Genomic DNA, 23,683 nt, shown 5'->3' with positions numbered 1-23,683 from the left:
CCGATGTTGCCGTTGATCTTCACCAGGAAGTTGCGGCCGATGATCATCGGCTCGGATTCCGGGTGGTTGATGTTGTTCGGGATGATGGCGCGGCCGGAAGCGACTTCCTGGCGCACGAATTCCGGGGTGATGGTGTCGACCATGCCGGCACCGTAGTTCTGGCCCGGGTGCTGGCGCGTCATCAGCTCGACGAGGCGCGCGTTCTTGCCGCCGGCGGCCTTCAGCGACTCGATGTAGGCGGCGCGGTTCTGGTTCTCGCGGATCGCGATGTATTCCATCTCCGGCGTGATGATGCCCTGGCGCGCGTAGTGCATCTGGGTGACGTTCTTGCCCGGCAGCGCGCGGCGCGGCTGGCGCGTCAGGTTGAAGCGCAGCTCGTCGAGCTTGGCGTCGGCCTCGCGGGCGCGGCCGTACTCGGAGCTCAAACCGGCCAGCTGCTCGGTGTCGCCGCGCTCCTCGATCCAGGCAGCGCGGATCGGCGCCAGGCCGGAACGGATGTCGATCTGGGCGGCCGGGTCGGTGTAGGGGCCGGAACAGTCGTAGACGTAGATCGGCGGGTTCTGCTCGCCGCCGAACTGGGTCGGGGTGTCGGCCTGGCTGATCTCGCGCATCGGCACACGGAGGTCGGGGCGGGAGCCTTCGACGTAGATCTTGCGGGAGTTGGGCAGCGGCTGGATGGCGGCTTGGTCCACCACCATTTCGGTATTCAGGTTGGTCGGCGCGTTCATCGGTCGGTCTCCGTGGTTGCTTCGATGAAACAGCGCAGGGAGCGGAACGCCGGACGACGGGGCCATGGGCGGGAAGTACGGCGGAAGCCGGACTTCAATTAAAGACGCTTCCCTACGCCGGTATTATCCGGGTCAGGTTCCAAGGGTGTTTCTCACCGGCGCCCCGTGTTTATGTAAAAAAACCAATCCTTCGATGGGGACTGGCTCATAAAAAACGGGGGCAGGACCCCTAGCGATGCTGTGAAGGTACGGTAAATATGGGATAATCGCAAGTTATTGTCGACAAAGCCCTTCCGGAGTGAACTGATGGATTTTGAGAATGCCCGCTTCAACCTGGTCGAACAGCAAATTCGTCCGTGGGATGTGCTTGACCCCAAAGTACTCGATCTGCTGTTTCACGTGAAACGTGAGGATTTCGTGCCGGACGACAAGCGCACGCTGGCCTTCGTCGACACCGAACTGCCGCTCGTCAACGGCCACAAGATGCTGCAGCCGAAGGTGGAAGCCCGCCTGGTGCAGGACCTCGGCCTGAAGCCGGAAGACAAGGTGCTGGAAATCGGTACCGGCAGCGGTCACGTCACCGCCCTGCTGGCCAGCCTGTCGCGTCACGTCTACAGCGTCGACCTCGACCCGGTGATGAAGGAAATGGCGGCCAAGAACCTGAAGAAGGCCGGCATCAGCAACGCCACTCTGGTCGAAGGCAACGGTGTCGACGGCTACGCCGCACAGGCGCCGTTCGACGCCATCCTGGTCGGCGGCTCGCTGCCGGTGGTGCCGGACAGCCTGAAGCAACAGCTGGCCGTCGGCGGCCGCATGATCCTGGTGGTCGGCGACGAGCCGGTGATGACCACCAAGCTGATCGAGCGCGAGAGCGAAACCGTCTTCCGCGAGACCAACCTGTTCGAAATCTGCATCCCGCGCCTGGCCCACTCCGAGGCGGTCGAGCCGGAACGGTTCAGCTTCTGATGGTCAAGGAAATCAGCGCCGGCGAGCTGGCACAGTGGCTGGCCGACGCCAGCGCCGAGCAGCCGGTGCTGCTGGACGTGCGCGAGGACTGGGAAGTAAAGCTGTGCCGCATTCCCGGTTCGCTGCACATCCCGATGAACCTGATCCCGCTGCGCATGAGCGAGCTGCCGGACGACCAGCCCATCGTCACCGTCTGCCACCACGGCGTGCGCAGCTTCCAGGTGGGGCTCTACCTCGCCAATGCCGGTTTCGAGCCGGTGATCAGCCTGCGTGGCGGCGTCGAGGCCTGGGCCTGCGACGTCGATCCGACCATGGCGCACTACTGAAACCGCGCCATTTCCTGCCTCAAGGCCTTTCCCTCACGCCGTGCGGGAACGGCCTTTTTGCTGACCGGTCTTAGCATCGGAGCGCGCTCGCCAGCCGGCCCCGGGCCGACGCCGAGCCGCTTGCAAGCGTGCCAAACCCCCCGTTCTTCTGCGACAACAACAACGCCATGCCGCAACTCGACTATCTCGCCCCCACCCTCGCCCGCGTCCATCCCGCCTGGGAGACCGTGCTGAGGTCGCCTGCGTGTTTCAAGGCCCTGAGCCAGATCGACCGCACCCTCGCCAACGAAGCCGCCGCCGGCAAGACTATCTATCCGCCACGCGAGCAGATCTTCCACGCCCTGAGCTACGCCGCCCCGGCCGACGTGCGCGTCGTCATCCTCGGCCAGGACCCCTACCACGGCGCCGGCGAGGCGATGGGGCTGTCGTTCTCGGTACCGCCGGGCGTGCGCATCCCGCCCAGCCTGCGCAATATCTACAAGGAAATCGCCGCCGATCTCGGCACCGGCCTGCCGGCTTCGGGCGACCTGACGCCTTGGGCGCGGCAAGGCGTGCTGCTGCTCAACAGCGTGCTGACGGTGGAGGCCGACAAGGCCGGCAGCCACGGCAAGCTGGGCTGGCAGAACGTCAGCGACGCGCTGATCGACGCCGTCAACGCCGAGAACCCCGGCTGCGTGTTCCTGCTGTGGGGCAACTGGGCGCAGGGCAAGGCGGAACGCATCGACACGCGCCGCCACAAGGTGCTGTGCGCCGCCCACCCCTCGCCGCTGTCGGCCAGCCGCGGCTTTCACGGCTGCCGCCACTTCTCGCAGGCCAACGCCTGGCTCGCCGCCGCCGGGCGCAGCGTGATCGAGTGGGCACCCGCCGCCGAACAATCGCTGCTGTTTTGACCCGGTCCCTCAGCGGCCCGCTTCCCAGCGGGCCGGCCTTGCCCTAAGCTTGGAGTCCCGCAACTCTTTTTCCCCACCGTGGACATATTCATATTACTGTTGCTGATCCTGCTCAACGGCGTGTTCGCCATGTCCGAACTGGCGCTGGTGTCGTCGCGCAAGGTCCGTCTTCAGCAATGGGCCGACGACGGCGACAAGGGCGCGCAGGCCGCGCTCAAGCTGGTCGAAGAGCCGACCCGCTTTCTCTCCACCATCCAGATCGGCATCACCTCGATCGGCATCATGTCCGGCGTGTTCGGCGAAGAAGCCATCGCCCAGCACCTGGCCGCCTGGCTCAAGCAGTACCCGTTGATCGCACCGTATAGCGACCCGCTGGCGTTCGGCGTGATGGTGGTGACCATCACCACCCTGTCGCTGCTGTTCGGCGAACTGGTGCCCAAGCGCCTCGCCATGCACAACCCGGAACTCTTCGCCGCCGTGCTGGCGCGGCCGATGAAGCTGCTGTCGCGCGCCACCGCGCCGCTGGTGCGCGTGCTGAGCCTGTTCACCGACGCCATCCTGCGCCTGATGGGCGCCAAGAAGAGCAAGGAGCCCTCGATCACCGAGGAAGAGATCAAGGTGCTGATGGAACAGGGCGCCGACGAAGGCGTGTTCGACCGCGCCGAGCAGGAGCTGGTGGAAAACATCTTCCGCCTCGACGATCGCAAGGTGGCGTCGATCATGACGCCGCGCAAGGACATCATCTCGCTCGACATCGAGGACGACCACACCAGCAATTGCCAGCTGATGCAGTCGCACCCCTACTCGCGCTACCCGGTGTGCAAGGGCGGCATGGACCAGCTGATCGGCATCGTCGACGCCAAGCATCTGCTCGACCGCCTGCTCTCCGGCGGCAACGTCGACTTCACCGCCGGCATGCACCCGCCGCTCTACGTGCCGGCCACGGTGTCGCTGATGCAGCTGCTGGAGCAGTTCAAGCGCGCGCGCATCCACATGGCGCTGGTGGTGGACGAGTACGGCGAGCTGGAAGGCCTGGTGACACTGCACGACGTGCTGGAGTCGATCGTTGGCGGCCTGCCGGCCGGTCCGCAGGAAGACGAACAGCTGATCATCCAGCGCGACGAACACAGCTGGCTGGTGGACGGCATGGTGGCGCCGGACGAGCTGCGCGAGCACTTCGCCATCGACAGCCTGCTGCCCGGCGAGGACACCGGCAACATTCATACCCTGGGCGGCGTGGTGATGTTCCAGCTGGGCCGGGTGCCGGTGGCGGCCGACCGTTTCGAGTGGAACGGCTTCGCCTTCGAGGTGGTGGACATGGACAAGACCCGCGTCGACAAGGTCATGGTCAGCCGCCTGCAGGCGCCGTCGGCGCCGGAGGAAGAGCCGCCGGCAGCATAAGCCGTCGGCATCGTGCCGCATCTTCCTGCAACGCCGCCCTAGGGCGGCGTTTTGCTGTCTGGTCGTCGCCCGTCATGGCACGCTTGGCAAAAGCGCACTACGCTGAAATTGACCAACCTGGTTGCCGGCAGGCACCGGGCTTCAGCGATATGAGGACCGCAGCATGCTCGAACACACCCTGGCCGCCCCCGTCGAAGCGTGGGTCAAGTCGTTCCGCCACCATCTCAACCTGCCCGTCGCCATCGTGCTGCCCTCCGGCCAGAGCCTGGCGCTGGGAGACTTCGAACAGCCCCGGCTGGCCATCCGCGTGCGCTCGTGGAAGTCGCTGCCACTGTTGCTGTCGCCGTCGGTGGACCACCTCGCCGCCGCCTACGTCGAGGGAGAGCTCGATCTGGACGGCACCCTGGACGACATCATCGAGCTGGGCTACGCCTTCGCCCTGGCCGAGAACCCTGTGCCCGGCGCCAGCTTCCAGCCCGGCCACGTGCGCCACACGCGCGAGCTCGACCGCGAGGCGATCCGTTTCCACTACAACGTCTCCAACCGCTTCTACGCGCACTGGCTGGACCGCGACATGGTCTACTCCTGCGCCTACTTCGCGCACGGCAACGAGACGCTGGAGGAGGCCCAGCACGCCAAGATCCGCCACATCCTCACCAAGATCCGGCTGCAGCCCGGCCACACCCTGCTCGACATCGGCTGCGGCTGGGGCGCGCTGGTACGGCTGGCGGCGCGCGAATTCGGCGCGCGCTGCGTCGGCATCACGCTGTCCGAGGCGCAGTACGAGCACGCCGTGGAACGCGTGCGCCAGGAAGGGCTGCAGCGCCAGGTGGAAATCCGCCTGCAGGACTACCGCGACGTCGACGGCCGCTTCGACCGCCTCACCAGCGTCGGCATGTTCGAGCACGTCGGCCTCTCCAACCTGGTGGACTACTTCGGCACGCTGAACCGCCTGCTCGCCGACGGCGGCCTCGCCCTCAACCACGGCATCACCACCACCTCGGCGGCCAGCGACGGCACCGCCGGCGGCGGCGGCGACTTCATCGAGAGGTACGTGTTCCCGCACGGCGAGCTGCCGCATATCTCGCTGGTGTTGCACACGCTGCAGGAAGGCGGGCTGGAGCCGATCGACGTGGAGAGCCTGCGCCGCCACTACGCCGTCACGCTGGCGGCCTGGGCCAGCCGCTTCGAGGCCGCCCGCGAGGCGATCCGCCAAGAAGTGGACGAAAAGACCTGGCGCATCTGGCGCCTCTACCTCGCCGGCTGCGCCTACGCCTTCCGCACCGACAAGGTGTCGATCTTCCAGGTGCTGTGCCAGAAGGCCGGCCAGGACGCCGCCACGCTGGCGTGGTCGCGCGACTACATGTACCGCGGCCGCTGAGGTGGCGTCTGCATCGTCAAAGGTTGGCCGAAGACCGCGCCTAGTCTGAAAGGACTAGGCGCGTAGTGCCTCTTTCCCGGCGCGCCACCCCATCCGGCGAATAGTGCCTCGCCGCCGCGCTCCCTACCATGCAGGGTGACGGAAACCGTCCCGCTCACGGCACGGTACGTTGCCGAGGCCGCGCCGCCGCCGCGCCCGCCTCGGCAAGCGCCTATGGGAGAGTCCACGATGAAACAATCGCTGGCCGGCTTGAGCATCCTGCTCGTCGACGATCACGCGCTGGTACGCATGGGCCTGCGCACGCTGCTGGAAAGCGCCGGGGCCCAGGTGCTGGGCGAAGCCGACAACGGCGAGGAGGCCTTGCGCCTGTACGACGAAACCCGGCCCGACGTGCTGATCCTCGACCTCTACATGCCCGGCATGGGCGGCTTCGCCACTCTCGAACGGCTGCGCGCGCGCCATCCCGCGGCGCGCGTGCTGATCCTCTCGGCGCACCATGAAGTGGCGATGCCGGTACGCGCGCTGCGCATCGGCGCCCTGGGCTACCTGTGCAAGCGCAGCGCCCCGCAGGAGTTCGTCAAGGCGGTGCGCCAGATCGGCAACAACCAGCGCTATCTCGATCCGCAGCTGGCGCAGCAGGTGGCGCTGGCCCAGCTGGGCGGCGCCGCCGACCCCTCCGAGGCGCTCACCGACAAGGAATTCGCCATCTTCCTGCAGCTCGCCCAGGGACACTCGGTCAACGAAGTGGCGGAGGAACTGCACCTGAGCCCGAGCACCGTCGGCACCCACCTCTACCACATCAAGCAGAAGCTCAACGTGCAGAACGCCGCCGAACTGGCGCTGATCGCGGTGCGTTGCGGCCTGATCGACGTCTGATCGAGACCGATTACGACATGGCCGCCGCAGGCGGCCGCCCCCCTCCGTCCTAGCGAAAATCATGAGGCCCGGCGCCGGGATGCCGTGAGGCCGCGTTCCCGGCATCGCCGACGCGCGCGCGCGTGACCGTGCCGACAATGATCCTAGATACCGCTGCACGAAACCGTCGCACGCCCTCGCCAGGCGGCGCTGTACGGCCGTCCGCCGGTCTACAGAAGCCGGGCGTCCCGCACCGGCCTGCCGAGGAAAGAGGAGCGCACCATGCCGAAAGAATCGACCGGGCTCAGCCTGGATGGCCAGGGCAAACCGCTGTGGCTGTCGCTGGAACTGACCTACCGCTGCCCGCTGAAATGCTCGTGGTGCAACAACCCGCTGGATTTCGACAAGTACACCGAACACGAACTCAGCACCGAAGAATGGAAACGCGTGCTCGCCGAAGCGCGCGAGCTGGGCGCGCTGCAGCTGGGCTTCACCGGCGGCGAACCGTTGCAGCGTCCCGACCTGGAAGAGCTGGTGGCCTACGCCGACGAGCTGGGCTTCTACACCAACCTGATCACCTCGGGGGTCGGGCTCAACGAGGCGCGCATGGCGGCGCTCAAGCAGGCCGGCCTGAAGCAGGTGCAGCTCTCGCTGCAAGCGACCCGCGCCGCGCTCACCGACCAGCTGGTGGGCACCCGCGCCCACGCCCGCAAGCTGGAAGCGGCACGCCTGATCAAGGCGTACGGCTTCCCGATGGTGCTCAACATGCCGGTGTTCCGCCACAACATCGACCTGATCGACGAGATGGTGGCGTGGGCCGCCGAGCTCGGCGTCGAGTACATCGAATTCGCCAACATCCAGTACTACAACTGGGCGCTGCTCAACCGCGACGAGCTGATGCCGACGCGCGAGCAGATCCAGCGGGCCGAGGCGGTGATCCAGCGCTGGCGCGAACGGCTCGACGGCGCCATGACGATCTATTTCGTCATCCCCGACTATTTCGAAGACCGCCCCAAGGCGTGCATGAACGGCTGGGGCGCCATCCACCTCACCATCGCCCCCGACGGCGTGGCGATGCCGTGCCAGGAGGCACGCGTGATTCCCGGGCTGGAATTCCACTCGGTGCGGGATCAATCCCTGGCCTGGATCTGGCACGACTCGCCGCTGTTCCGCAAATACCGCGGGCTCGACTGGCTGCCGGAACCGTGCCGTTCCTGTTCCGAAAAGGAAAAAGATTTCGGCGGCTGCCGCTGCCAGGCCTTCCTGCTCACCGGCGACGCCGGCAACACCGACCCGGCCTGCAGCCGCTCGCCGCAGCATGTCCTGGTGCAGGCGGCGGTGACGCAGGCGGTGGCGCCACAGCGCTTCCGCAAGCCGCTGATCAAGCGTTCCGCCAACGGCGTCTGCACCAGCTTCATGGAGGAGTGAATGCGCCATCCCTACGACAGCGCCGGCGGCACCCTGCTGCTGGGCGCGCTGCTCACACTGCTGCTGTTCCTGCTGGTGCGCCTGCTGGCCGGCTGAGGAGACACCATGGACGCAATGACACTCGACCTGCTGGTGCGCTGGGTGCATTTTCTCGCCGGCATCGTCTGGGTCGGCCACAACTACTCCAGCGTGGTGCAGCGGCCGAACTGGCGCCCGCTCAGCGCCGCGGACCTGACCGACGACCAGAGCCCGCGCTTCCAGGCGCTGCTCAACCGCGAGCACGGCACCTTCCGCTGGGCGGCGGTGCTGACCTGGTGCGCCGGCCTGCTGATGCTGTGGCAGCGCGGCATCCTGGCGTCGGCGCTGACCCTGCACGGGGCGCAGGCGCCGATCGGCGTCGGCCTGTACCTCGGCACACTGATGATGCTCAACGTCTGGTTCGTGCTGTGGCCGCATCAGAAGAAGGTGCTGGGGCTGGTGCCGGCCAGCGTCGAGGAGCGGCTGCGCTGCTCGCGCATCACCCATCTCTCCTCGCGCACCAACACCATGCTGTCGCTGCCGCTGCTGTTCTTCATGGCGGCGGGCACGCACGGCGGCTTCCTGTTCGGCTGAGACCATGAGCCCGGCCTACAACTTCGCCTCCGGCCCGGCGCGCCTGCCGGACGCCGTGCTGGAGCGGGCGCGCGAGACCCTGCTGCTACGCGGCGCCGACGGCGCCTGCGCGCTGGAGCGCCCGTTCACCAGCCCGGCGTTCCGCGCCACGCTGGAGCGCGCCCGGCAGCGTCTGGCGGCGCTGCTCGACCTGCCCGCGGGCTACCACGTGCTGTTCCTCGCCGGCGGCGCGATGCAACAGTTTTCCATGGTGCCGCTCAACCTGCTCGGCCCGTCGCGTCGCGCCGCCTACGCCGACTCCGGCTACTGGGCCGGCCGCGCCATCCGCGAGGCGCGCCGTTTCGCCGAGGTGGCGGTGGTGGCGCGCTACCAGGGCGACACCCCGCTCGCCGCGCCGCCGCTGGAGAACTGGCGGCTGCCGGACAACTGCGCCTACTGCCACATCACCCCCAACGAAACCGGCGAAGGCATCGCCTACCCCGCCCTGCCCAACACCGGCGCCGTGCCGCTGGTGGCCGACGCCACCTCCTGCTTCCTCGCCGCCCCGCTGGATATATCGCGCTTCGGGCTGATCTACGCCGGCGCCCAGAAGAACATCGGCCCGGCCGGGCTGACCGTGGTGATCGTGCGCGAGGACCTGCTGCAACGGGAGGCGCGCCACGCCCCCGCCCCTTATTGCTATCGCCAGCAGCTGGCCGAGAACAACACCGTCAACACCCCGGTGGGCTGGGCCATCGAGCTGGCGGCGCTGGTGTTCGACTGGATCGCGGAATCGGGCGGTCTGGCGGCAATGGCAGAGGCCAACCGCCGCAAGGCCGAGCGGCTGTACCACGCCATCGACACCAGCGGCGGCTTCTACCGGGCGCCGGTGGCGCACGACCACCGCTCGCCGAGCAACGTGCGTTTCCAGCTGGCGGACGAGCGCCTCACCGAGCCCTTTCTGCAGCAAGCCGAGGCGGCCGGGCTGACGCATCTGCGCGGCCACTGTCACGTCGGCGGGCTGCGCGCCAGCCTCTACAACGCCATGCCGGAAGCCGGTGTCGCCGCCCTGGTGGCGTTCATGGCGGACTTTGCGCGGGGACGGGGGTGAACACGGCGCCGTTTCATTGGGGCCGCCGCCCCGGGCTGGCGGGCGGCATCGACAAGAGCGGGGCGCAGGCGGCGGCACTGCTCGCGGCCGGCTTTGCCGCGGTGGAGTTCGGCACCGTGACGCCGCAGCCGGTGCCGGGGCAGCAGCCCGGCGTGGCGGCGCTGGCCGCGACGCTGGCCCGCCTCGGGGCACGTGGCGACAGCGCCATCGGTATCGGCCTGGGCATGACACCCGGCGCCGCGCCGCCAGCGCTGCACGACGACTGGCTGTACGGCCTGCAGCAGGCGGCGCCGGTGGCGGATTACCTGAGCTGCAATCTCAGTGCCCGGGCCTACCGTCCGCTGCTGGCGGCGGAGCACGACGCGCTGCTGCGGCAGGCGCTGGCGGCCATGGTGCGGGAACGCGACCGGCTCGCCGCGGCCTCCGGGCGCCGCCTGGCGCTCGCGCTCAAGCTGCCGCTGGCGTCGGTCCGCCTCGCCGTCGCCGCCGCCACGGCGGGGTTCGACGCCCTGATCCTGGTCCAGCCCGACGCCACGCCGGACGGCATGACGCTGCGCGGCCTGGCACACCAGCTGCATGGCGGTCCGGCGCTGATCGCGGTGGGCGGCATCCGCCGCGCCGCCGACGTGCGTGCCGCGCTGGCGGCGGGGGCGCACGGGGTGCAGGTGCATCGCCTGTTCGCCGAGCACGGCCCGGCCTGCCTCGCCATGTTGTGCGAGGAGCGGCCGGCGCGGCCCGTCTCATGATTTTCACGAGCCGTTTTTGGCCCGCTGCCGCTGGCTGGCGTCCGGGCCGGGCCGAATAATCGTTACTGGAGCGGCATGGGGCCGCCCCGCAACCGAAGGAGACCGTCATGACCTGGGAAACCCCCGCCTACTGCGAAATCCGCCTTGGCTTCGAAGTGACCGCCTACGTCTACGTGCGCTGAGCCACGGGGCGGCAGCGGCAACAGCGCTGCCGCCCCCTTGCACCGATCAGGAGCTACCGCCATGACCCCATCCCACCCGCTCGACCACGCACGCCCCCGGCTGGCACCGCACTTCATGTTTCGCTGGGAGGCGAGCCAGCAGGCCTACATCCTGCTCTACCCCGAAGGCCTGATCAAACTCAACGTATCGGCCGGGGAAATCCTGAAACGCTGCGACGGCCAGCGCAGCGTGGACGATATCGTCGCCGACCTGCAGGTCGCTTTTCCCGACAGCGCGGCACAGATCGAGAGCGGCACCCGGGCATTCGTCGACACCGCCTGCGCCAAGGGCTGGCTGCAGTTCATGGTAGCCGGCGCGCAACCCGCGCGCGACTGAACGCCCCCTACCGGCAATGGGCGCTCGATCAGCGCCCGTCGGTGTTCATTGTTGGCCGATCAACGGCTGGCGGCCGGCGTCTCGTTGAGGCAGTTGCGGGGTTGCCGGTTGATGGCTTCCTGCAGCGCCTGGAGCCGCTGGTAGTCGGTGGTCTGGATACCCTTTTCCTGCATCAGGCGGTGGATTTCCGGCCCTTCCCACACCTGGAAATCGCTCAGGCGCAGCATGATGTCGCCGATGCGCTGGCGCGCGTCCGGGGTGTCCTCGGCCGGGTGGATGGCGAACTGGTGCAGGCCGGGCGGCAAGTTGCGCACCGCGAAGTCGTAGCCGTCGTAGCGCACTTCGAGGTTCTGCGGCCGGATTTCCGGGTTGTACTGCATGATGTAGCTGTCGGCCACCACGTTGCCGCGCAGCTGCTCGCCACGGCTCAGCGGCAGTTGCTGCGCCACCGGATGCCACAGCAGTTGCAGCACCACCGGGATGCCGGTGAGCTTGGGCAGCGACAGGTAGAGGTTGATGAAGTCGTTGCGGATGCGCCAGAACACCATGTGGGTGTCGAGGTGGGTGATGGTGAGACCGGCGTCGCGCGCCTTCTGGATCTGCGCCAGGAGTTCGCGCCGCACGTCGTCGATGTCGGCGTGCGCCGCCAGTTCTTCGATGCTGCCCCACAGCCGGCCTTCCGGGTTGTACAACGAGGGCACCTGCTCGCGCGGCAGCACCGCGCCCCAGCCGTAATCCTCCTGCCATTCGTCGGTCAGCGTCAGGTGCAGCCCGACCGCCTTGTGACGCTGGCGCACCTCCGCCGCGGCCGCGGCAAAATGCGGCGCCGGCACCATCAGCGACAGATCCTGGATTTTGCCCTCGTCGAGCAGACGGAACGCCGCGCGGTCGAGGTCGGGGTGCATGCCGACGTCGTCGGCGTTGACGATCGCCAGCTTGGCGTCGTCGGGATAGCCGAGGCAGCGCGTCAGCGGGGTGGCCGCGCAGTTGAGGGCAAAAGACGCCAGTACGGCGCCGAGTAGGGGGAGTTTGGGCAACATGAACGAGCAATCAACGACACACAGGCGGCTACTGTAACGGCTCGCGGCCGCCACGGCGAGCACTAATCTCGCCTTGCCGCCCACCTCCCCCTCGGGGTCTAGAGCATCACCGCGGCCTGGACCGGGGCCGGACCGGCAGCGGGTGGCGGCGGCACGGCGGGAGCCGGCTGGGCCGTGGTGCCGGACGGCTGGGCCGCCGCCGGAGCGGGTGGTGCAGGTGGTGCGGCTGGCTGGGCCGGCGCGGCGGCCGGTTGCACCGCCGGGTCGGTCACCTTCTTCATCAGCGCATCGGCAATGCTACGTTCCTTCTCGGCCCGCGCCTGGAAGCTCTGCAACGGCTTGATCTCCCACTTGAGCTGCCCCCAGGCCGGCAGGTCGCGCAGCAGGCGGTCGGCTTCGTCGTTGGATTCGGCATCGAGGATGAAGGCAAATGTTCGATCGCCTACCGGCATGCCGCCCACGATCTTCCTGGCGGCCTCCAGCTTCATCAGCGCGTCGAAGGTCGGCAGCAGTTCTTCCTCCACCGCCTCCACCGCTTCCGACGGCGTCGCGTAGTCCGGTGCGCCCGAGCCGATCACCAGGTATTGCGCGGCTCCAGCGGCCGGCCCCAGCGCCGCCAGCACAACCGCCAGCAGCCACCGGGGCACCACCTTGTTATCCATACATGTCCTCCCACTGCCTGATTGCTAGCGGGTCGGTCAAGGTCGCCAGGCAGTACGACGTTGGCCGAAGCCAGGACGCCAGACAGCGGCAATGGGCGGGGAACCCTGCAAGCGGCGCGCACGCAAATGGGTTCGAGGGAGCAATCGCGAAGCTGGTCAACGGGGTCGATTCGGCATGAACACCCGGTCCATACCATGCAGTATGGCTAACAAATCCAAAAAGAACAGCTTTAAAACAGGGCCATTTTCTGGCCCGTAAACGGCCGCTGCGCGGTTTTCCTGATTTTGGACGCCGGAACCGCTCGGCAGAACAAAAATGCCGTGGCGGGCCTCTACGGCGTCGCCACGGCGGTCTGGTTCACACGCCGTGGTAGCCACGGTACCAGGCGACGAAATGCTGCATGCCGTCGGCCAGCGGCGTGTCGGGCGAGAAGCCGACCGCGGCGCGCAGCCTGGCGGTGTCGGCGTAGGTCACCGGCACGTCGCCGTCCTGCATCGGGTAGTAGTCCTTCACTGCCTCGCGCCCGCAGGCGGCTTCGGTGGCGCGGATGAATTCCATCAGCTCGACCGGGTTGTGGTTGCCGATGTTGAACAGCCGGTACGGCGGCTGGCCGTCGGCGCCCTGCGGCACATGCTCCATCACGCGCAGCACGCCTTCGACGATGTCGTCGATGTAGGTGAAATCGCGCTGCATCTTGCCGTGGTTGAACACCTTGATGGTCTCGCCCTTGAGGATGGCCTCGGTGAACAGCCACGGCGCCATGTCCGGGCGGCCCCACGGGCCGTACACGGTGAAGAACCTGAGCCCGGTGGTGGGCAGCGCGTAGAGGTGGGCGTAGCTGTGCGCCATCACCTCGTTGGCCTTCTTGGTGGCGGCGTAGAAACTGACCGGGGCGTCGACGCGGTCGTCCTCCGAAAACGGCACCTTGGCGTTCTGGCCGTAGACGCTGCTGGAGCTGGCGTACACCAGGTGCTTGACCGGGTGGCGGCGGCAGGCTTCCAGCACGTTGGTGAAGCCGGTGAGGTTGCTCTGGGCGTAGGCGTGCGGGTTCTGGATGCTGTAGCGCACCCCGGCCTGGGCGGCGAGGTGGATCACGTAGTCGACGCGCTCGGCGGCGAACAGCGCCTCCAGCGCCGGCCAATCGGCGATGTCGAGCCGGTGGAAGGCGAAACCCGGCCGGCTCTGCAGCGTGGCGAGCCGGGCGTGCTTGAGCTCGACGGCGTAGTAGTCGTTGAGGTTATCCACAGCCACGACGTCGACCCCGCCCTTGTCCAGCAGTTTTTCGCACACGGCGCGACCGATGAAACCGGCGGCGCCGGTGACCAATACTTTCATTGCGTGTTCTCCAGACGGTGAAGCTCGATCAGCTTCGCGTATTTGATGTAGCTGTTGAAGCAGCCGATGCTGATGTGCACCAGGCCCGGCACGCCGTCGCGAAAGCCCTGGCGCAGCAGGTAGAACTTGAAGAAGCGCAGCAGCGGGCTGAACACCAGCTTCGGCCAACCCACGCGCTTGCCGCGCGCGAACAACGCCTTTGCCTGCAGATCGGTGTAACGGTTCTGCTTGGTCAGGTAGAGCGCGATGTCCTCGCCCGACTCGTGCATCAGATCGCCCTTGAGGTTTTCCACAGGCCCGTCGGCGATGACGTACTCGTGCACCGCGTGGTCCGACCAGCGCGCCCGGCGCCGGTCGAACAGCCGCAGGCTGAGGTCCGGGTAGCCCTCGCCGTGCCGCAGGAAACGACCCATGAATTTGTTGCTGCGCGGAAAACGGTAGGCCGCCGCTTGTGGATTGTCCGGCAAGGCCTTGATTTCACTGGCCAATCCGGGTGACAGCCATTCGTCGGCATCGAGGCACAGCACCCAATCGTGGCGTGCCTGCTGCACCGCGAACTGCTTCTGCGGACCGAATCCCAGCCAATCCTGGTGGATAACTTTGGCGTTATAGCTTTTGGCAATGGCAATGGTGTCGTCGCTGCTGCCGGAATCCACCACCACGATCTCGTCGGCAAAACGGCAGCTTTCCAGGCAGGCCGCAATCTGTTGTGCCGCATTCTTGGTGATCAATACGACGCTCAGTGCTGAGCTCATGGTTTCTTATTAGCCCTTTTATATAAAAACCGAAGAAACTGTAGAAGTCGCCCTTCCCCTGTGGACAAGTGCTTTTCCATTTTATAAATCAGTGCATTACCTTGCTTGAAAGGCTGTTGCCAACTGCCTTGTCAGCACCTTCATCAGTTGTGGATAAATAGTGAGCGGTCTGTCCTGAGCGCTTTACCCACAGCTTGTCGGCAGCTTGTGCGTGTCGTGTGGTGGACAGCGTGTTCTGCTCGCCATCGGTCTTTTCATTGACGCCCTTATATAAAATGAAACAACAGATGAAGGGGCCCTCAGTTTGTGGATAAGCTGAAAAACGACGTGCTAACTCAGTTACTTGCCCTGTTGATGAGCATGGGATTGTTTCAGCTGGCAACACACGGACAGATTGTGGATAAATCCGCCAGAACTTGTCCACAGCCTGTTATCCACAGTTCGTGCCGGTGGATTTTACTTGGTTAACCACAGGGCCGCTCGTACAATGCCGGCCATGATGAATGTGCTGATCGTGCGCACCTCGTCGATGGGCGACCTTATCCACACCTGGCCTGCCGTGACCGACCTGCTCGCGCATTACCCCAACCTGCGTCTGGCCTGGCTGGCCGAAGAAAACTTCGCCGACATCGCCGCGCTGCATCCCGGGGTACGCGCGGTGATTCCGATCGCCTGGCGGCGCTGGCGCAAATCCCTGCTGTCCCCTTCCACCTGGGCCGAAATGCGCGTGTTTCGCGAACAGCTGCGGGCGCGTCACTGGGATCTGGTGCTGGACGCCCAGGGACTGGTCAAGAGCGCGCTGCCCGCCAAGCTGGCGCGCGCGCCGCTCGCCGGCTATGGCTGGTCGAGCATCCGCGAGCCGCTGGCCAGCCTGTTCTACGACAAGAAGCACCGTGTCAGCCGCCAGCTTTCCGCGATCGAGCGCAACCGCCGTCTGTTCGGCCTGACCTTCGGCTACCAGCCGGAAGGCGCACCGGATTTCGGCATCCACGCCGGCCCCCGGCCGGCCTGGCTGCTGCCGGGCGACTACGCCGTGCTGCTGCACGCCACCAGCCGTGCTTCCAAGGAATGGCCGGAGGAGCGCTGGGTGCAGCTGGCCGACACCCTGGCGCGCCAGGACGGCATGGTGGCGGTGCTGCCGTGGGGCTCGGCCAAGGAGAAGGAGCGCGCCGAACGCCTGGCCGCCAAGATGCACGCCGGGGTGGTGGCGCCCAAGCTGTCGCTGAGGGAGGCGGCCGGCCTGCTCGGCCACGCCGAGGCGGTGGTGGGGGTCGACACCGGGCTGACCCACATGGCCAACGCCGTGAACGTGCCGCTGGTAGCGCTCTACACCGATACCGATCCGGCCCGGACCGGCGTGGTGGAAGGTCCGCGCGCGCTCAACCTGGGCAACGCCGGGCAGTGCCCGACGGTGGACGAGGTGCTGGCGGCGCTGGTGCGGGTGCGGAGCGCGGCGTGATCTGGCGTACCTTGTATAGCGCGCTGTGGACGCTGGCCACGCCGCTGATCCGCCGCTACCTGAGAAAGCGCGCGAAGAAGGCGCCGGCCTACCTCGAGCACTGGGACGAACGCTTCGGCCAACGTGTCGTACCCGCCGCCACTGGGGCGATCTGGGTGCACGCGGTGTCGGTGGGCGAGACGCGCGCCGCGCTGCCGCTGGTGGCGGCCTTGCGCCGGCGCTGGCCCGACGCGCCGCTGCTCGTCACCCAGATGACGCCGACCGGCCGCGCCACCGCCGAGGTGCTCTACCCCGACGCCGAAGTGCGTTACCTGCCCTACGACTACCCGCGCGCCGTGCGCGCCTTCCTGCAGAGCTACCGTCCGCGCTTCGGTGTGCTGATGGAAACCGAGCTGTGGCCCAACCTGATCCACGCCGCGCACGCGCAGCGGGTGCCGTTGTTCCTCGCCAACGCCCGGCTGTCGGAAAAATCGCTCAGGGGCTACCGCAAGGTGGCCCGGCTGATGGCGCCGGCGCTAGGCCAATTCCGCGCCATTGCCGCCCAGACCGCCGACGATGCCGGTCGTTTGCAGCAGTTGGGCGCAGTTGATGTCGCCGTCTGCGGCAACACCAAGTACGACTTCACCCCGCCCGAGGCGGCGCTGGAACTGGGCGCGGCGTTCCGCCGGCGCATCGGCCCGCGCCCGGTGCTGGTGTGCGCCAGCACGCGCGATGGCGAGGAAGCGCTGGTCCTGGACGCCTGGCGCGCCGCCGGCCGCGCCGTGGCGGATGCCCTGCTGGTGATCGTGCCGCGCCATCCGGAACGCTTCGCCAGCGTGGCGGGGTTGGCCGAAGCCGCGGGCTTCGCGGTGCAGCGCCGCAGCGACGAGGCTGTGGTGAGCGGCGATACCCAGGTCTGGATCGGCGACAGCATGGGCGAGCTGTTCGGCTATTACGCCGCCGCCGATGTCGCCTTCGTCGGCGGCAGCCTGCTGCCCTTGGGCGGGCAGAACCTGATCGAGCCGGCCAGCGTCGGCGTGCCGGTGCTGTTCGGGCCGTCCATGTTCAACTTCGCCGACGCCAGCGCCAAGGCGCTGGCGTCCGGTGCCGCTGTGCAGGTGGCCGACGCCGCGGCGCTGGTGCAGCAAGCGCTGGCTCTGCTGGCCGACCCGGCCCGTCGCCAGAGCATGCGCCAGGCGGCGCTGGGGTTCACCGCCGCCCATCGCGGTGCCAGCGAGCGCATCGTGGCGCTGATTGCGCACGGCCTCGAGCGCCGCTGAGTTCCCTTTCCCCTCGGGTTTTGCTGCGGCGTCGCGCTGCCGCTGCCGTGGCACGACCTCTTCCCCGCTATTCCTTTCTGACATTCAAACTGAATTTTTATCGTTTCTGGGAATGAAGCGGCACGACTGTCGTTGCTCGCGTCGGGACATGGCCATCCCGGTGTCGATACATGAAAAAAGGCGGGAGAGAGTCTCCCGCCTTTTGGCGTTGTGGTCTTCTGGTTTCACGTGAAACCAGCGGTGGCGATCCGGCTCAGCGCCGCAGCGCGGCCGCCAGCTGTTCCGCGGTTTGGGCCGGGTCGGCGGCGTCGAACAGTGCGCCGATCACCGCCAGCATGTCGGCGCCGGCACGAACCACCTCTCCGGCATTGTCCGGGGTGATGCCGCCGATCGCCGCGCTCGGCACGCCGAGCCGCTTGGCCTGGGCGAACAGCTCGAGCGGCGCACGCACCGCGTGCGGCTTGGTGCCGGACGGAAACACCGCGCCGAAGGCGACGTAGCTGGCGCCGGCCGCCACCGCCGCCTCGGCCAGTTTGATGTCGTCGTAGCAGGAGGCACCGATGATGGCGTCCGCTCCCAGCCGGGCGCGCGCCGCGGCGATGGCGGCGTCGTCACGGCCCAGGTGCACGCCGTCGGCGCCGACCGCCAGCGCCAGCTCGACGTCGTCGTTGACGATGAAGGTGACGTCGTGGCTGTGGCACAGGCTCGCCAGCAGGTTGGCCTGCCACAGCCGCCGCACCGGGTCCTGGCTCTTGTTGCGGTACTGCAGCAGGCGCACGCCGTGCGGCAGCACGTCGCTCACCAGCTCGATCAGGCGCTCGCTGTCGTCGGTGTCCGGGGTGATGGCGTACAGTCCCTCAAGCGTGGCCAACGTCGTCTCCTTCGCCGTCCTGTTCCGCCTCGTCGCCCTCTTCCTCCGCCACTTCGCGCGCCCAGAACAGCCGGTCCGGGATGTACTGGCCCATGCCGGGGCGGAAGGCGTTGAGCAGGGTCTGGTAGGTGTACTCCTGGGCATCGGTGATGGCCTCGTCTACCGGTGCGCCGGCGGCCAGCATGCCGGCGATGGCCGAGGCCAGGGTGCAGCCGGAGCCGTGGTAGCGCTCGGGCAGTCGCTCCCAATGGTGCTGGCGCACCTTGAGGTCCTTGCTGTAGTGGGAGTTGATCACCTCGCGCGTGTTCTCGTGGGTGCCGGTGATCAGCACGTGCTCGCAGCCCAGCGCCAGCAGGCGCTTGGCGCAGTCGTCGAGCGTCAGGCTGTCTTCCTCGTCCGGGTCGTTGGCGGCGAGCCGGCGCGCCTCGATGCTGTTGGGGGTGAGTACGCTGACCTGCGGCAGCAGCATGTCGCGCAGCGCGGCGATCAGGTCGTCGTCGGCGAGGTCGTCGCCGCCGTCGCTGGCCAGCACCGGGTCGTACACCAGCGGGATGTCCGGGTAGTCGGCCATCAGCTGGGCGATTACCGCGACGTTTTCGATACTGCCGATCATGCCGATCTTGAACGCCGCCACCGGAATGTCCTCCAGCAGGCAGCGCGCCTGGTCGTTGACCCAGTCGGCCTCCATGACCAGGAAGTCGCTGACCCCGGCGGTGTCCTGCACGGTGATGGCGGTGATGACCGACAGGGGGTGGCAACCGAGGCTCGCCAGCGTCAGAATGTCGGCCTGGATGCCGGCGCCCCCGGACGGGTCGGAGCCGGCCAGCGTCAATACGGCGGGCAGAGGGGATGGAGTGCTCAAAGCTTAGCCTCTTTGTCGGTCAGGATTTAGAATCGGTATTTTAACTGAGCTGGGGCCAAAGGCGATGCGCAGCTGGATGTGTCTTATTTGTGGTTTCATTTACGAGGAAGAGGCGGGCCGCCCCGAAGACGGCATCGCGCCGGGCACCCGCTGGGAAGACGTGCCGGTGAACTGGACCTGCCCGGACTGCGACGCCCGCAAGGAAGATTTCGAAATGGTCGAGTTCTGAACCCGGCCGCGTCAATGCGAAGGAAAATCGAGATGTCGTGGAAACTGTCGTTCATGGCGGCGACGCTGGTCGCCGTGACCGGCTGCGCCGAGGTCTCCACCACCCAGTCCGGGGCGGTGGGCATCCAGCGCAAGCAGACCATGCTGCTGTCGTCGCAGGAGGTGGAGCAGGCCTCCGCCAAGTCGTACGCGCAGGAAGTGAGCAAGGTGCGCGGCACCGGCAAGCTCAACAACAACGCCGCGCTGACCGCGCGCGTGCGCAATGTCGCCAACCGCCTGATCGCGCAGACCCCGGTGTTCCGCCCCGACGCGCGCAACTGGCGTTGGGAGGTCAACGTCGCCGATTCGCCCGAACTCAACGCCTACGCCATGGCGGGCGGCAAGGTCATGGTCTATTCCGGCCTGATCACCAAGCTGGCGCTGAGCGACGACGAACTGGCGGCGGTGATTGGCCACGAGATGGCGCACGCGCTGCGCGAGCATTCGCGTGAGCAGATGAGCCAGGCCTACGCCCAGCAGATGGGGCTGTCGGTGGTCGGCGCGCTGGCCGGTCTGGGACAGGGCGCGATGGATCTCGCCTCGCTGGCTGGCGATCTGGCGCTGACCAAGCCCAAGAGCCGCACCATGGAGAGCGAGGCCGACGTCATCGGTCTGGAGCTGATGGCGCGCGCCGGCTACAACCCCAACGCCGCGCTCAGCGTGTGGCGCAAGATGATGGCCACGGGCAACGGCAACGGCCCGGAATTCCTCTCCACCCACCCGTCGGACAGCAGCCGCCTGCAGGAGCTGTCGGCGCGCATCCCGCGCGTGATGCCGCTGTACGAAGCCGCGCGTCGGCGCTGAGCCGATGTTTCACGTGAAACCGGACCTCGCCGAACTGGAGCACTGCGCCCTGGCCCTGCCCGGCGCCACGCTCGACGTCAAATGGGGCGACGTGCGGGTGGCATGCGTGGACGGCAGGATGTTCGCCACCTTTCACCGCGAGGTGGTGGCGTACAAGGTGGCACCGGACGATTTTCTCGCCCTGAGCGGCCTGCCCGGCGTGCGCCCCGCCCCCTACCTGGCGCGGGCGCGCTGGATCGCGGTGAGCGACTGTTCCGCCCTGACCATGACCGACCTCAAGGCAGGGCTGGCCACGTCGTGGAAACTGGTGGTGCAAAAGCTGCCGCGCGCGCGCCGCGCCTTTTATTCCCTTTCCAGTTCAGAAGCAGAACGCGAAGGCGAGTGAGCAGCGACGAGACAGTACATTGAGTACGGCGAGTGCTCGCTGAGCGAATCACTGCGTGCCAATCCATCGCTGAGCAAATCTAAAGATTTGCACGCAGTGATTGGCCCAGCGATAGATTCGCACGCAGTCCGCGCCGCGATGCCGACAAAGTGATACGAATGAAATGGAATGGGAATAACGGACTGTAAATGACCTACCTCTACCTCAAGGCGTTCCACATCTTCTTCGTGGTGGCGTGGTTCGCCGGCTTGTTCTACCTGCCGCGCATCTTCGTCAACCTGGCGATGGCGGAGCACCCGGCCGAGTACGACCGGCTGCTGCTGATGATGCACAAGCTGTACCGCTTCATGACCCCGCTCGGAGTGCTGGCGCTGGCGCTGGGCCTGTGGCTGATGTTCGGCTACGGCGTCAGCGGCGGCTGGCTGCACGCCAAGCTGGCACTTGTGGCCGTGCTGGTGCTCTACCACGGCGTCTGCGGCCGCTTCTGCCAGGCCTTCGCGGCGCGCCGCAACACGCGCAGCCACACCTGGTTCCGGGTGTTCAACGAACTGCCGGTGCTGGTGTTGCTGGCGGTGGTGATACTGGTGGTGGTCAAGCCCTTCTGAGAGTCCATCCCATTAGGCGGCTGCGCCTTCGCATCTTGAGCGCCGGCAGTACTGCGTGCCAATCTTTGATTGGCTCAGCGATCAGGAATCCTCATGGACTCCGTGTCCATTCCGGTTCCTGTGCGCTGGCGGCACTCAACCTGCCTTGGCTCGCTCGCCTACTGGGATAGACTCCGGCCCCTCGATAGAGCGTAGGGGTAGGATGGGTGGAGCGTAGCGCAACCCATCGCTGCGAACCGGACCACGCCGAACAGGGACGAGGCCTGCCAGCATGCGGCGCCCTGTGTATTTATTGATCTAGGAAACGATATGGCAATGGAAATCGAGCGGCGCTTTCGCGTCGCCAACGACGGCTGGCGCGGACTGGCCGAGGGCGTGCGCTACCGTCAGGGCTACCTGTCGGTGGAGAAGGAACGCACGGTGCGCGTGCGCGTGGTGGGCGAACAGGCCTGGCTCACGCTGAAGGGCCACGTCACCGACGTGTCGCGCCACGAGTTCGAATACGCCATCCCGCTCGCCGACGCCCAGACCATCCTCGACAGCATGTGCCCGATGGTGGTCGACAAGCTGCGCTACCGCATCGAACACGGCGGCTTTGTCTGGGAAGTCGACGAATTCTTCGGCGAAAACGCCGGCCTGGTGATGGCCGAGATCGAGCTGCCGGCGGAAGACACGCGGTTCGCCAAGCCGGCGTGGCTGGGCGAGGAAGTCACCCACGACGGGCGCTACACCAACGCGCACCTGTCGAAGAACCCGTACACCCGTTGGCCGAAGGCGTGAGCGTCTATTTCCTCGCGCGGCTTGGGTTCGCCCGCCCGCTGCTCTAGACTCTGGTGTTTCGGCCAACTTCTGAATAGTCAGTTTTCATCAGGAAACCATCATGTCCCGCAATCTCGAACTGTTTGAACGTGGCAAGCAAGTGATCCCAGGCGGCGTCAACTCGCCGGTGCGTGCCTTTGGCCAGGTCGGCGGCACGCCGCGTTTCGTCAAGCGCGCCGAAGGCGCCTATTTCTGGGACGCCGACGACAAGCAGTACCTCGACTACGTCGGCTCCTGGGGCCCGGCCATCCTCGGCCACGCCCATCCGGAAGTGGTCAAGGCGGTGCAGGACGCCGCCGTCGGCGGCCTGTCGTTCGGCGCGCCGACCGAGGGCGAAGTCGAGATTGCCGAGGAAATCTGCAAGCTCTTGCCGTCCGTCGAGCAGCTGCGCCTGGTGAGCTCCGGCACCGAGGCCACCATGAGCGCGATCCGCCTGGCGCGCGGCTTCACCGGGCGCGACCTGATCGTCAAGTTCGAGGGCTGCTACCACGGCCATTCCGACAGCCTGCTGGTGAAGGCCGGCTCCGGCCTGCTGACCTTCGGCAATCCGTCCTCCGGCGGCGTGCCGGCCGACTGCACCAAGCACACCCTGGTGCTGCAGTACAACGACGTGGCGCAGCTCGCCGAGACCTTCAAGGAAGTCGGCGACCAGATCGCCTGCGTGATCCTGGAGCCGATCGCCGGCAACATGAACCTGATCAAGCCGTCCGCCGAGTTCGTGCAGGCCTTGCGCGCGCTCACCGAACAGCACGGCGCGCTGCTGATCTACGACGAGGTGATGACCGGCTTCCGCGTGGCGCTGAACTGCGCCCAGGGCCTGCACGGCATCACCCCGGACCTCACCACGCTGGGCAAGGTGGTGGGCGGCGGCATGCCGCTGGCGGCGTTCGGCGGCCGCGCCGACGTCATGGCCAAGATCGCGCCGCTGGGTAACGTCTACCAGGCCGGCACGCTGTCCGGCAACCCGCTGGCGGTGGCGGCCGGGCTGACCACGCTCAAGCTGATCCAGCAGCCGGGCTTCCACGACACGCTCTCCGCGCGCAGCGCCAAGCTGGCGGCGGGTCTCGCCGACGCCGCGCGCGACGCCGGCGTGGCGATGAGCACCGACAGCGTCGGCGGCATGTTCGGCTTCTACTTCAGCGACACCGTGCCGACCAGCTACGCCGAGGCTACCCGTTGCGATATCACCCGCTTCAAGGCCTTCTTCCACGCCATGCTGGACGAAGGCATCTATCTGGCGCCGTCCGCCTACGAGGCCGGCTTCGTGTCGATCGCCCATAGCGACGCGCTGATCGACGACACCATCGCCGCCGCGCGCCGCGCCCTGGCGCGGCTGTAGTTCCACTTCGCCTTAGAACCGGTAACGTTGTCAGCGGCGTTGCGCGTGCTGTGTGCGAATCTCTCGCTGGCCAATTACTGCGTGCAAATCCTTCAAATCCTTGATTTGCGCAGTGATAGATTGGCCCGCGGAGATTCGCTCGGCGAGCGCTTGCCGTCCTCTGTGCACGGTCTGCGTCCCCGCTTACTGGCTTTCGCCTTAGCCTCGCAGACGCTCGCCTTGCCAGGCTGCGTTTTCTC

Annotated in this window: 28 protein-coding genes; 20 read left to right on the top strand and 8 right to left on the bottom strand. The window is 67.1% G+C overall.

Features of this window, described 5'->3' with window-relative positions; genetic code table 11:
- The coding region (locus AC3WG5_RS12975; protein ID WP_492568977.1) for a phosphomethylpyrimidine synthase ThiC at positions 1–698 on the bottom strand (698 nt) is incomplete at its 3' end.
- 336 nt (positions 699–1,034) lie between these two features.
- On the opposite strand from AC3WG5_RS12975, the gene AC3WG5_RS12970 reads away from it, so the two are divergent.
- From AC3WG5_RS12970 to pqqD, 12 genes are all read left to right on the top strand, one after another.
- Positions 1,035–1,694: a protein-L-isoaspartate O-methyltransferase family protein gene (locus tag AC3WG5_RS12970; RefSeq protein WP_492568974.1), complete on the top strand. Its 660-nt coding sequence runs from the start codon at positions 1,035–1,037 to the stop codon at positions 1,692–1,694.
- Complete coding sequence (locus tag AC3WG5_RS12965) at positions 1,694–2,020, top strand: rhodanese-like domain-containing protein (RefSeq protein ID WP_492568973.1); 327 nt, start codon at positions 1,694–1,696, stop codon at positions 2,018–2,020. Before AC3WG5_RS12970 ends, AC3WG5_RS12965 begins: the two co-directional genes overlap by 1 nt.
- A 167-nt stretch (positions 2,021–2,187) precedes the next feature.
- A complete protein-coding gene (locus tag AC3WG5_RS12960) occupies positions 2,188–2,910 on the top strand; it encodes a uracil-DNA glycosylase (RefSeq protein WP_492568976.1) in 723 nt (240 codons plus the stop codon).
- Positions 2,911–3,009: 99 nt separating this feature from the next.
- Entirely contained in the window at positions 3,010–4,311 is a 1,302-nt protein-coding gene (locus tag AC3WG5_RS12955; protein ID WP_482583745.1) for a hemolysin family protein, read from the top strand.
- A 163-nt stretch (positions 4,312–4,474) separates the two neighbouring features.
- Positions 4,475–5,692 (top strand): class I SAM-dependent methyltransferase, encoded by a 1,218-nt coding sequence (locus AC3WG5_RS12950; protein ID WP_492568972.1) that lies wholly within the window; start codon positions 4,475–4,477, stop codon positions 5,690–5,692.
- A 228-nt stretch (positions 5,693–5,920) separates the two neighbouring features.
- Positions 5,921–6,568, top strand: a complete 648-nt coding sequence (locus AC3WG5_RS12945; RefSeq protein WP_014088795.1) for a response regulator — start codon at positions 5,921–5,923, stop codon at positions 6,566–6,568.
- Between the two features lie 261 nt (positions 6,569–6,829).
- Entirely contained in the window at positions 6,830–7,975 is a 1,146-nt protein-coding gene (gene pqqE / locus AC3WG5_RS12940; protein WP_008955408.1) for a pyrroloquinoline quinone biosynthesis protein PqqE, read from the top strand.
- Between the two features lie 105 nt (positions 7,976–8,080).
- Positions 8,081–8,587 (top strand): urate hydroxylase PuuD, encoded by a 507-nt coding sequence (locus AC3WG5_RS12935; RefSeq protein ID WP_482583748.1) that lies wholly within the window; start codon positions 8,081–8,083, stop codon positions 8,585–8,587.
- A gap of 4 nt (positions 8,588–8,591) precedes the next feature.
- A complete protein-coding gene (gene serC, locus AC3WG5_RS12930; RefSeq protein ID WP_492568971.1) occupies positions 8,592–9,677 on the top strand; it encodes a 3-phosphoserine/phosphohydroxythreonine transaminase in 1,086 nt (361 codons plus the stop codon).
- Positions 9,674–10,423: a dihydroorotate dehydrogenase gene (locus AC3WG5_RS12925; protein WP_482583751.1), complete on the top strand. Its 750-nt coding sequence runs from the start codon at positions 9,674–9,676 to the stop codon at positions 10,421–10,423. The genes serC and AC3WG5_RS12925 overlap by 4 nt, the downstream gene beginning before the upstream one ends.
- Positions 10,424–10,530: 107 nt before the next feature.
- A complete protein-coding gene (gene pqqA, locus AC3WG5_RS12920) occupies positions 10,531–10,605 on the top strand; it encodes a pyrroloquinoline quinone precursor peptide PqqA (RefSeq protein ID WP_081455968.1) in 75 nt (24 codons plus the stop codon).
- A 61-nt stretch (positions 10,606–10,666) separates the two neighbouring features.
- Entirely contained in the window at positions 10,667–10,981 is a 315-nt protein-coding gene (gene pqqD, locus AC3WG5_RS12915; protein ID WP_492568970.1) for a pyrroloquinoline quinone biosynthesis peptide chaperone PqqD, read from the top strand.
- 59 nt (positions 10,982–11,040) lie between these two features.
- Here the strand turns inward: pqqD and AC3WG5_RS12910 are convergent, their stop codons facing one another.
- The 5 genes from AC3WG5_RS12910 to AC3WG5_RS12890 form a co-directional block, all read right to left on the bottom strand.
- Complete coding sequence (locus AC3WG5_RS12910; protein ID WP_482583754.1) at positions 11,041–12,021, bottom strand: polysaccharide deacetylase family protein; 981 nt, start codon at positions 12,019–12,021, stop codon at positions 11,041–11,043.
- A 98-nt stretch (positions 12,022–12,119) separates the two neighbouring features.
- Positions 12,120–12,683: a hypothetical protein gene (locus AC3WG5_RS12905; protein ID WP_492568969.1), complete on the bottom strand. Its 564-nt coding sequence runs from the start codon at positions 12,681–12,683 to the stop codon at positions 12,120–12,122.
- Between the two features lie 358 nt (positions 12,684–13,041).
- Positions 13,042–14,019, bottom strand: coding sequence for an NAD-dependent epimerase (locus AC3WG5_RS12900; RefSeq protein ID WP_294867001.1), 978 nt, complete (start codon positions 14,017–14,019; stop codon positions 13,042–13,044).
- Positions 14,016–14,774 carry a glycosyltransferase family 2 protein gene (locus AC3WG5_RS12895; RefSeq protein WP_482583760.1) on the bottom strand — a complete coding sequence of 253 codons (759 nt, stop codon included), beginning with the start codon at positions 14,772–14,774 and terminating at the stop codon, positions 14,016–14,018. Before AC3WG5_RS12895 ends, AC3WG5_RS12900 begins: the two co-directional genes overlap by 4 nt.
- An 88-nt stretch (positions 14,775–14,862) precedes the next feature.
- A complete protein-coding gene (locus AC3WG5_RS12890) occupies positions 14,863–15,198 on the bottom strand; it encodes a hypothetical protein (RefSeq protein ID WP_492568968.1) in 336 nt (111 codons plus the stop codon).
- A gap of 72 nt (positions 15,199–15,270) precedes the next feature.
- Here AC3WG5_RS12890 and waaC point away from each other — a divergent pair, with 72 nt between their 5' ends.
- Entirely contained in the window at positions 15,271–16,233 is a 963-nt protein-coding gene (gene waaC / locus AC3WG5_RS12885) for a lipopolysaccharide heptosyltransferase I (protein ID WP_050773246.1), read from the top strand.
- Positions 16,230–17,492, top strand: a complete 1,263-nt coding sequence (gene waaA, locus AC3WG5_RS12880) for a lipid IV(A) 3-deoxy-D-manno-octulosonic acid transferase (protein WP_492568967.1) — start codon at positions 16,230–16,232, stop codon at positions 17,490–17,492. The genes waaC and waaA overlap by 4 nt, the downstream gene beginning before the upstream one ends.
- Positions 17,493–17,745: 253 nt before the next feature.
- Here the strand turns inward: waaA and thiE are convergent, their stop codons facing one another.
- Together thiE and thiD are read right to left on the bottom strand one after the other, a co-directional pair.
- Positions 17,746–18,363, bottom strand: coding sequence for a thiamine phosphate synthase (gene thiE, locus AC3WG5_RS12875; RefSeq protein WP_492568966.1), 618 nt, complete (start codon positions 18,361–18,363; stop codon positions 17,746–17,748).
- Positions 18,350–19,225, bottom strand: a complete 876-nt coding sequence (gene thiD, locus AC3WG5_RS12870; protein WP_492568965.1) for a bifunctional hydroxymethylpyrimidine kinase/phosphomethylpyrimidine kinase — start codon at positions 19,223–19,225, stop codon at positions 18,350–18,352. The genes thiE and thiD overlap by 14 nt, the downstream gene beginning before the upstream one ends.
- Positions 19,226–19,301: 76 nt before the next feature.
- Between thiD and AC3WG5_RS12865 the strand changes: the two genes are divergently transcribed.
- The 6 genes from AC3WG5_RS12865 (at position 19,302) to hemL (ending at position 23,444) form a co-directional block, all read left to right on the top strand.
- Positions 19,302–19,454: a rubredoxin gene (locus tag AC3WG5_RS12865; RefSeq protein ID WP_014088782.1), complete on the top strand. Its 153-nt coding sequence runs from the start codon at positions 19,302–19,304 to the stop codon at positions 19,452–19,454.
- 32 nt (positions 19,455–19,486) lie between these two features.
- Positions 19,487–20,296: a M48 family metallopeptidase gene (locus AC3WG5_RS12860; protein ID WP_492568964.1), complete on the top strand. Its 810-nt coding sequence runs from the start codon at positions 19,487–19,489 to the stop codon at positions 20,294–20,296.
- Positions 20,297–20,300: 4 nt separating this feature from the next.
- A complete protein-coding gene (locus tag AC3WG5_RS12855) occupies positions 20,301–20,681 on the top strand; it encodes an MmcQ/YjbR family DNA-binding protein (protein WP_492568963.1) in 381 nt (126 codons plus the stop codon).
- 188 nt (positions 20,682–20,869) lie between these two features.
- Complete coding sequence (locus AC3WG5_RS12850) at positions 20,870–21,286, top strand: CopD family protein (RefSeq protein WP_492568962.1); 417 nt, start codon at positions 20,870–20,872, stop codon at positions 21,284–21,286.
- A gap of 309 nt (positions 21,287–21,595) precedes the next feature.
- A complete protein-coding gene (locus AC3WG5_RS12845; protein WP_492568961.1) occupies positions 21,596–22,066 on the top strand; it encodes a CYTH domain-containing protein in 471 nt (156 codons plus the stop codon).
- 100 nt (positions 22,067–22,166) lie between these two features.
- Positions 22,167–23,444, top strand: coding sequence for a glutamate-1-semialdehyde 2,1-aminomutase (hemL, locus tag AC3WG5_RS12840; RefSeq protein ID WP_492568960.1), 1,278 nt, complete (start codon positions 22,167–22,169; stop codon positions 23,442–23,444).
- Positions 23,445–23,683: the final 239 nt, after the last annotated feature.

The sequence above is a fragment of the Pseudogulbenkiania sp. FW507-F1 genome (assembly GCF_058781125.1).
Note: the sequence above shows the minus strand (reverse complement) of the source record. Positions and strands in the feature narration are given on the sequence as shown.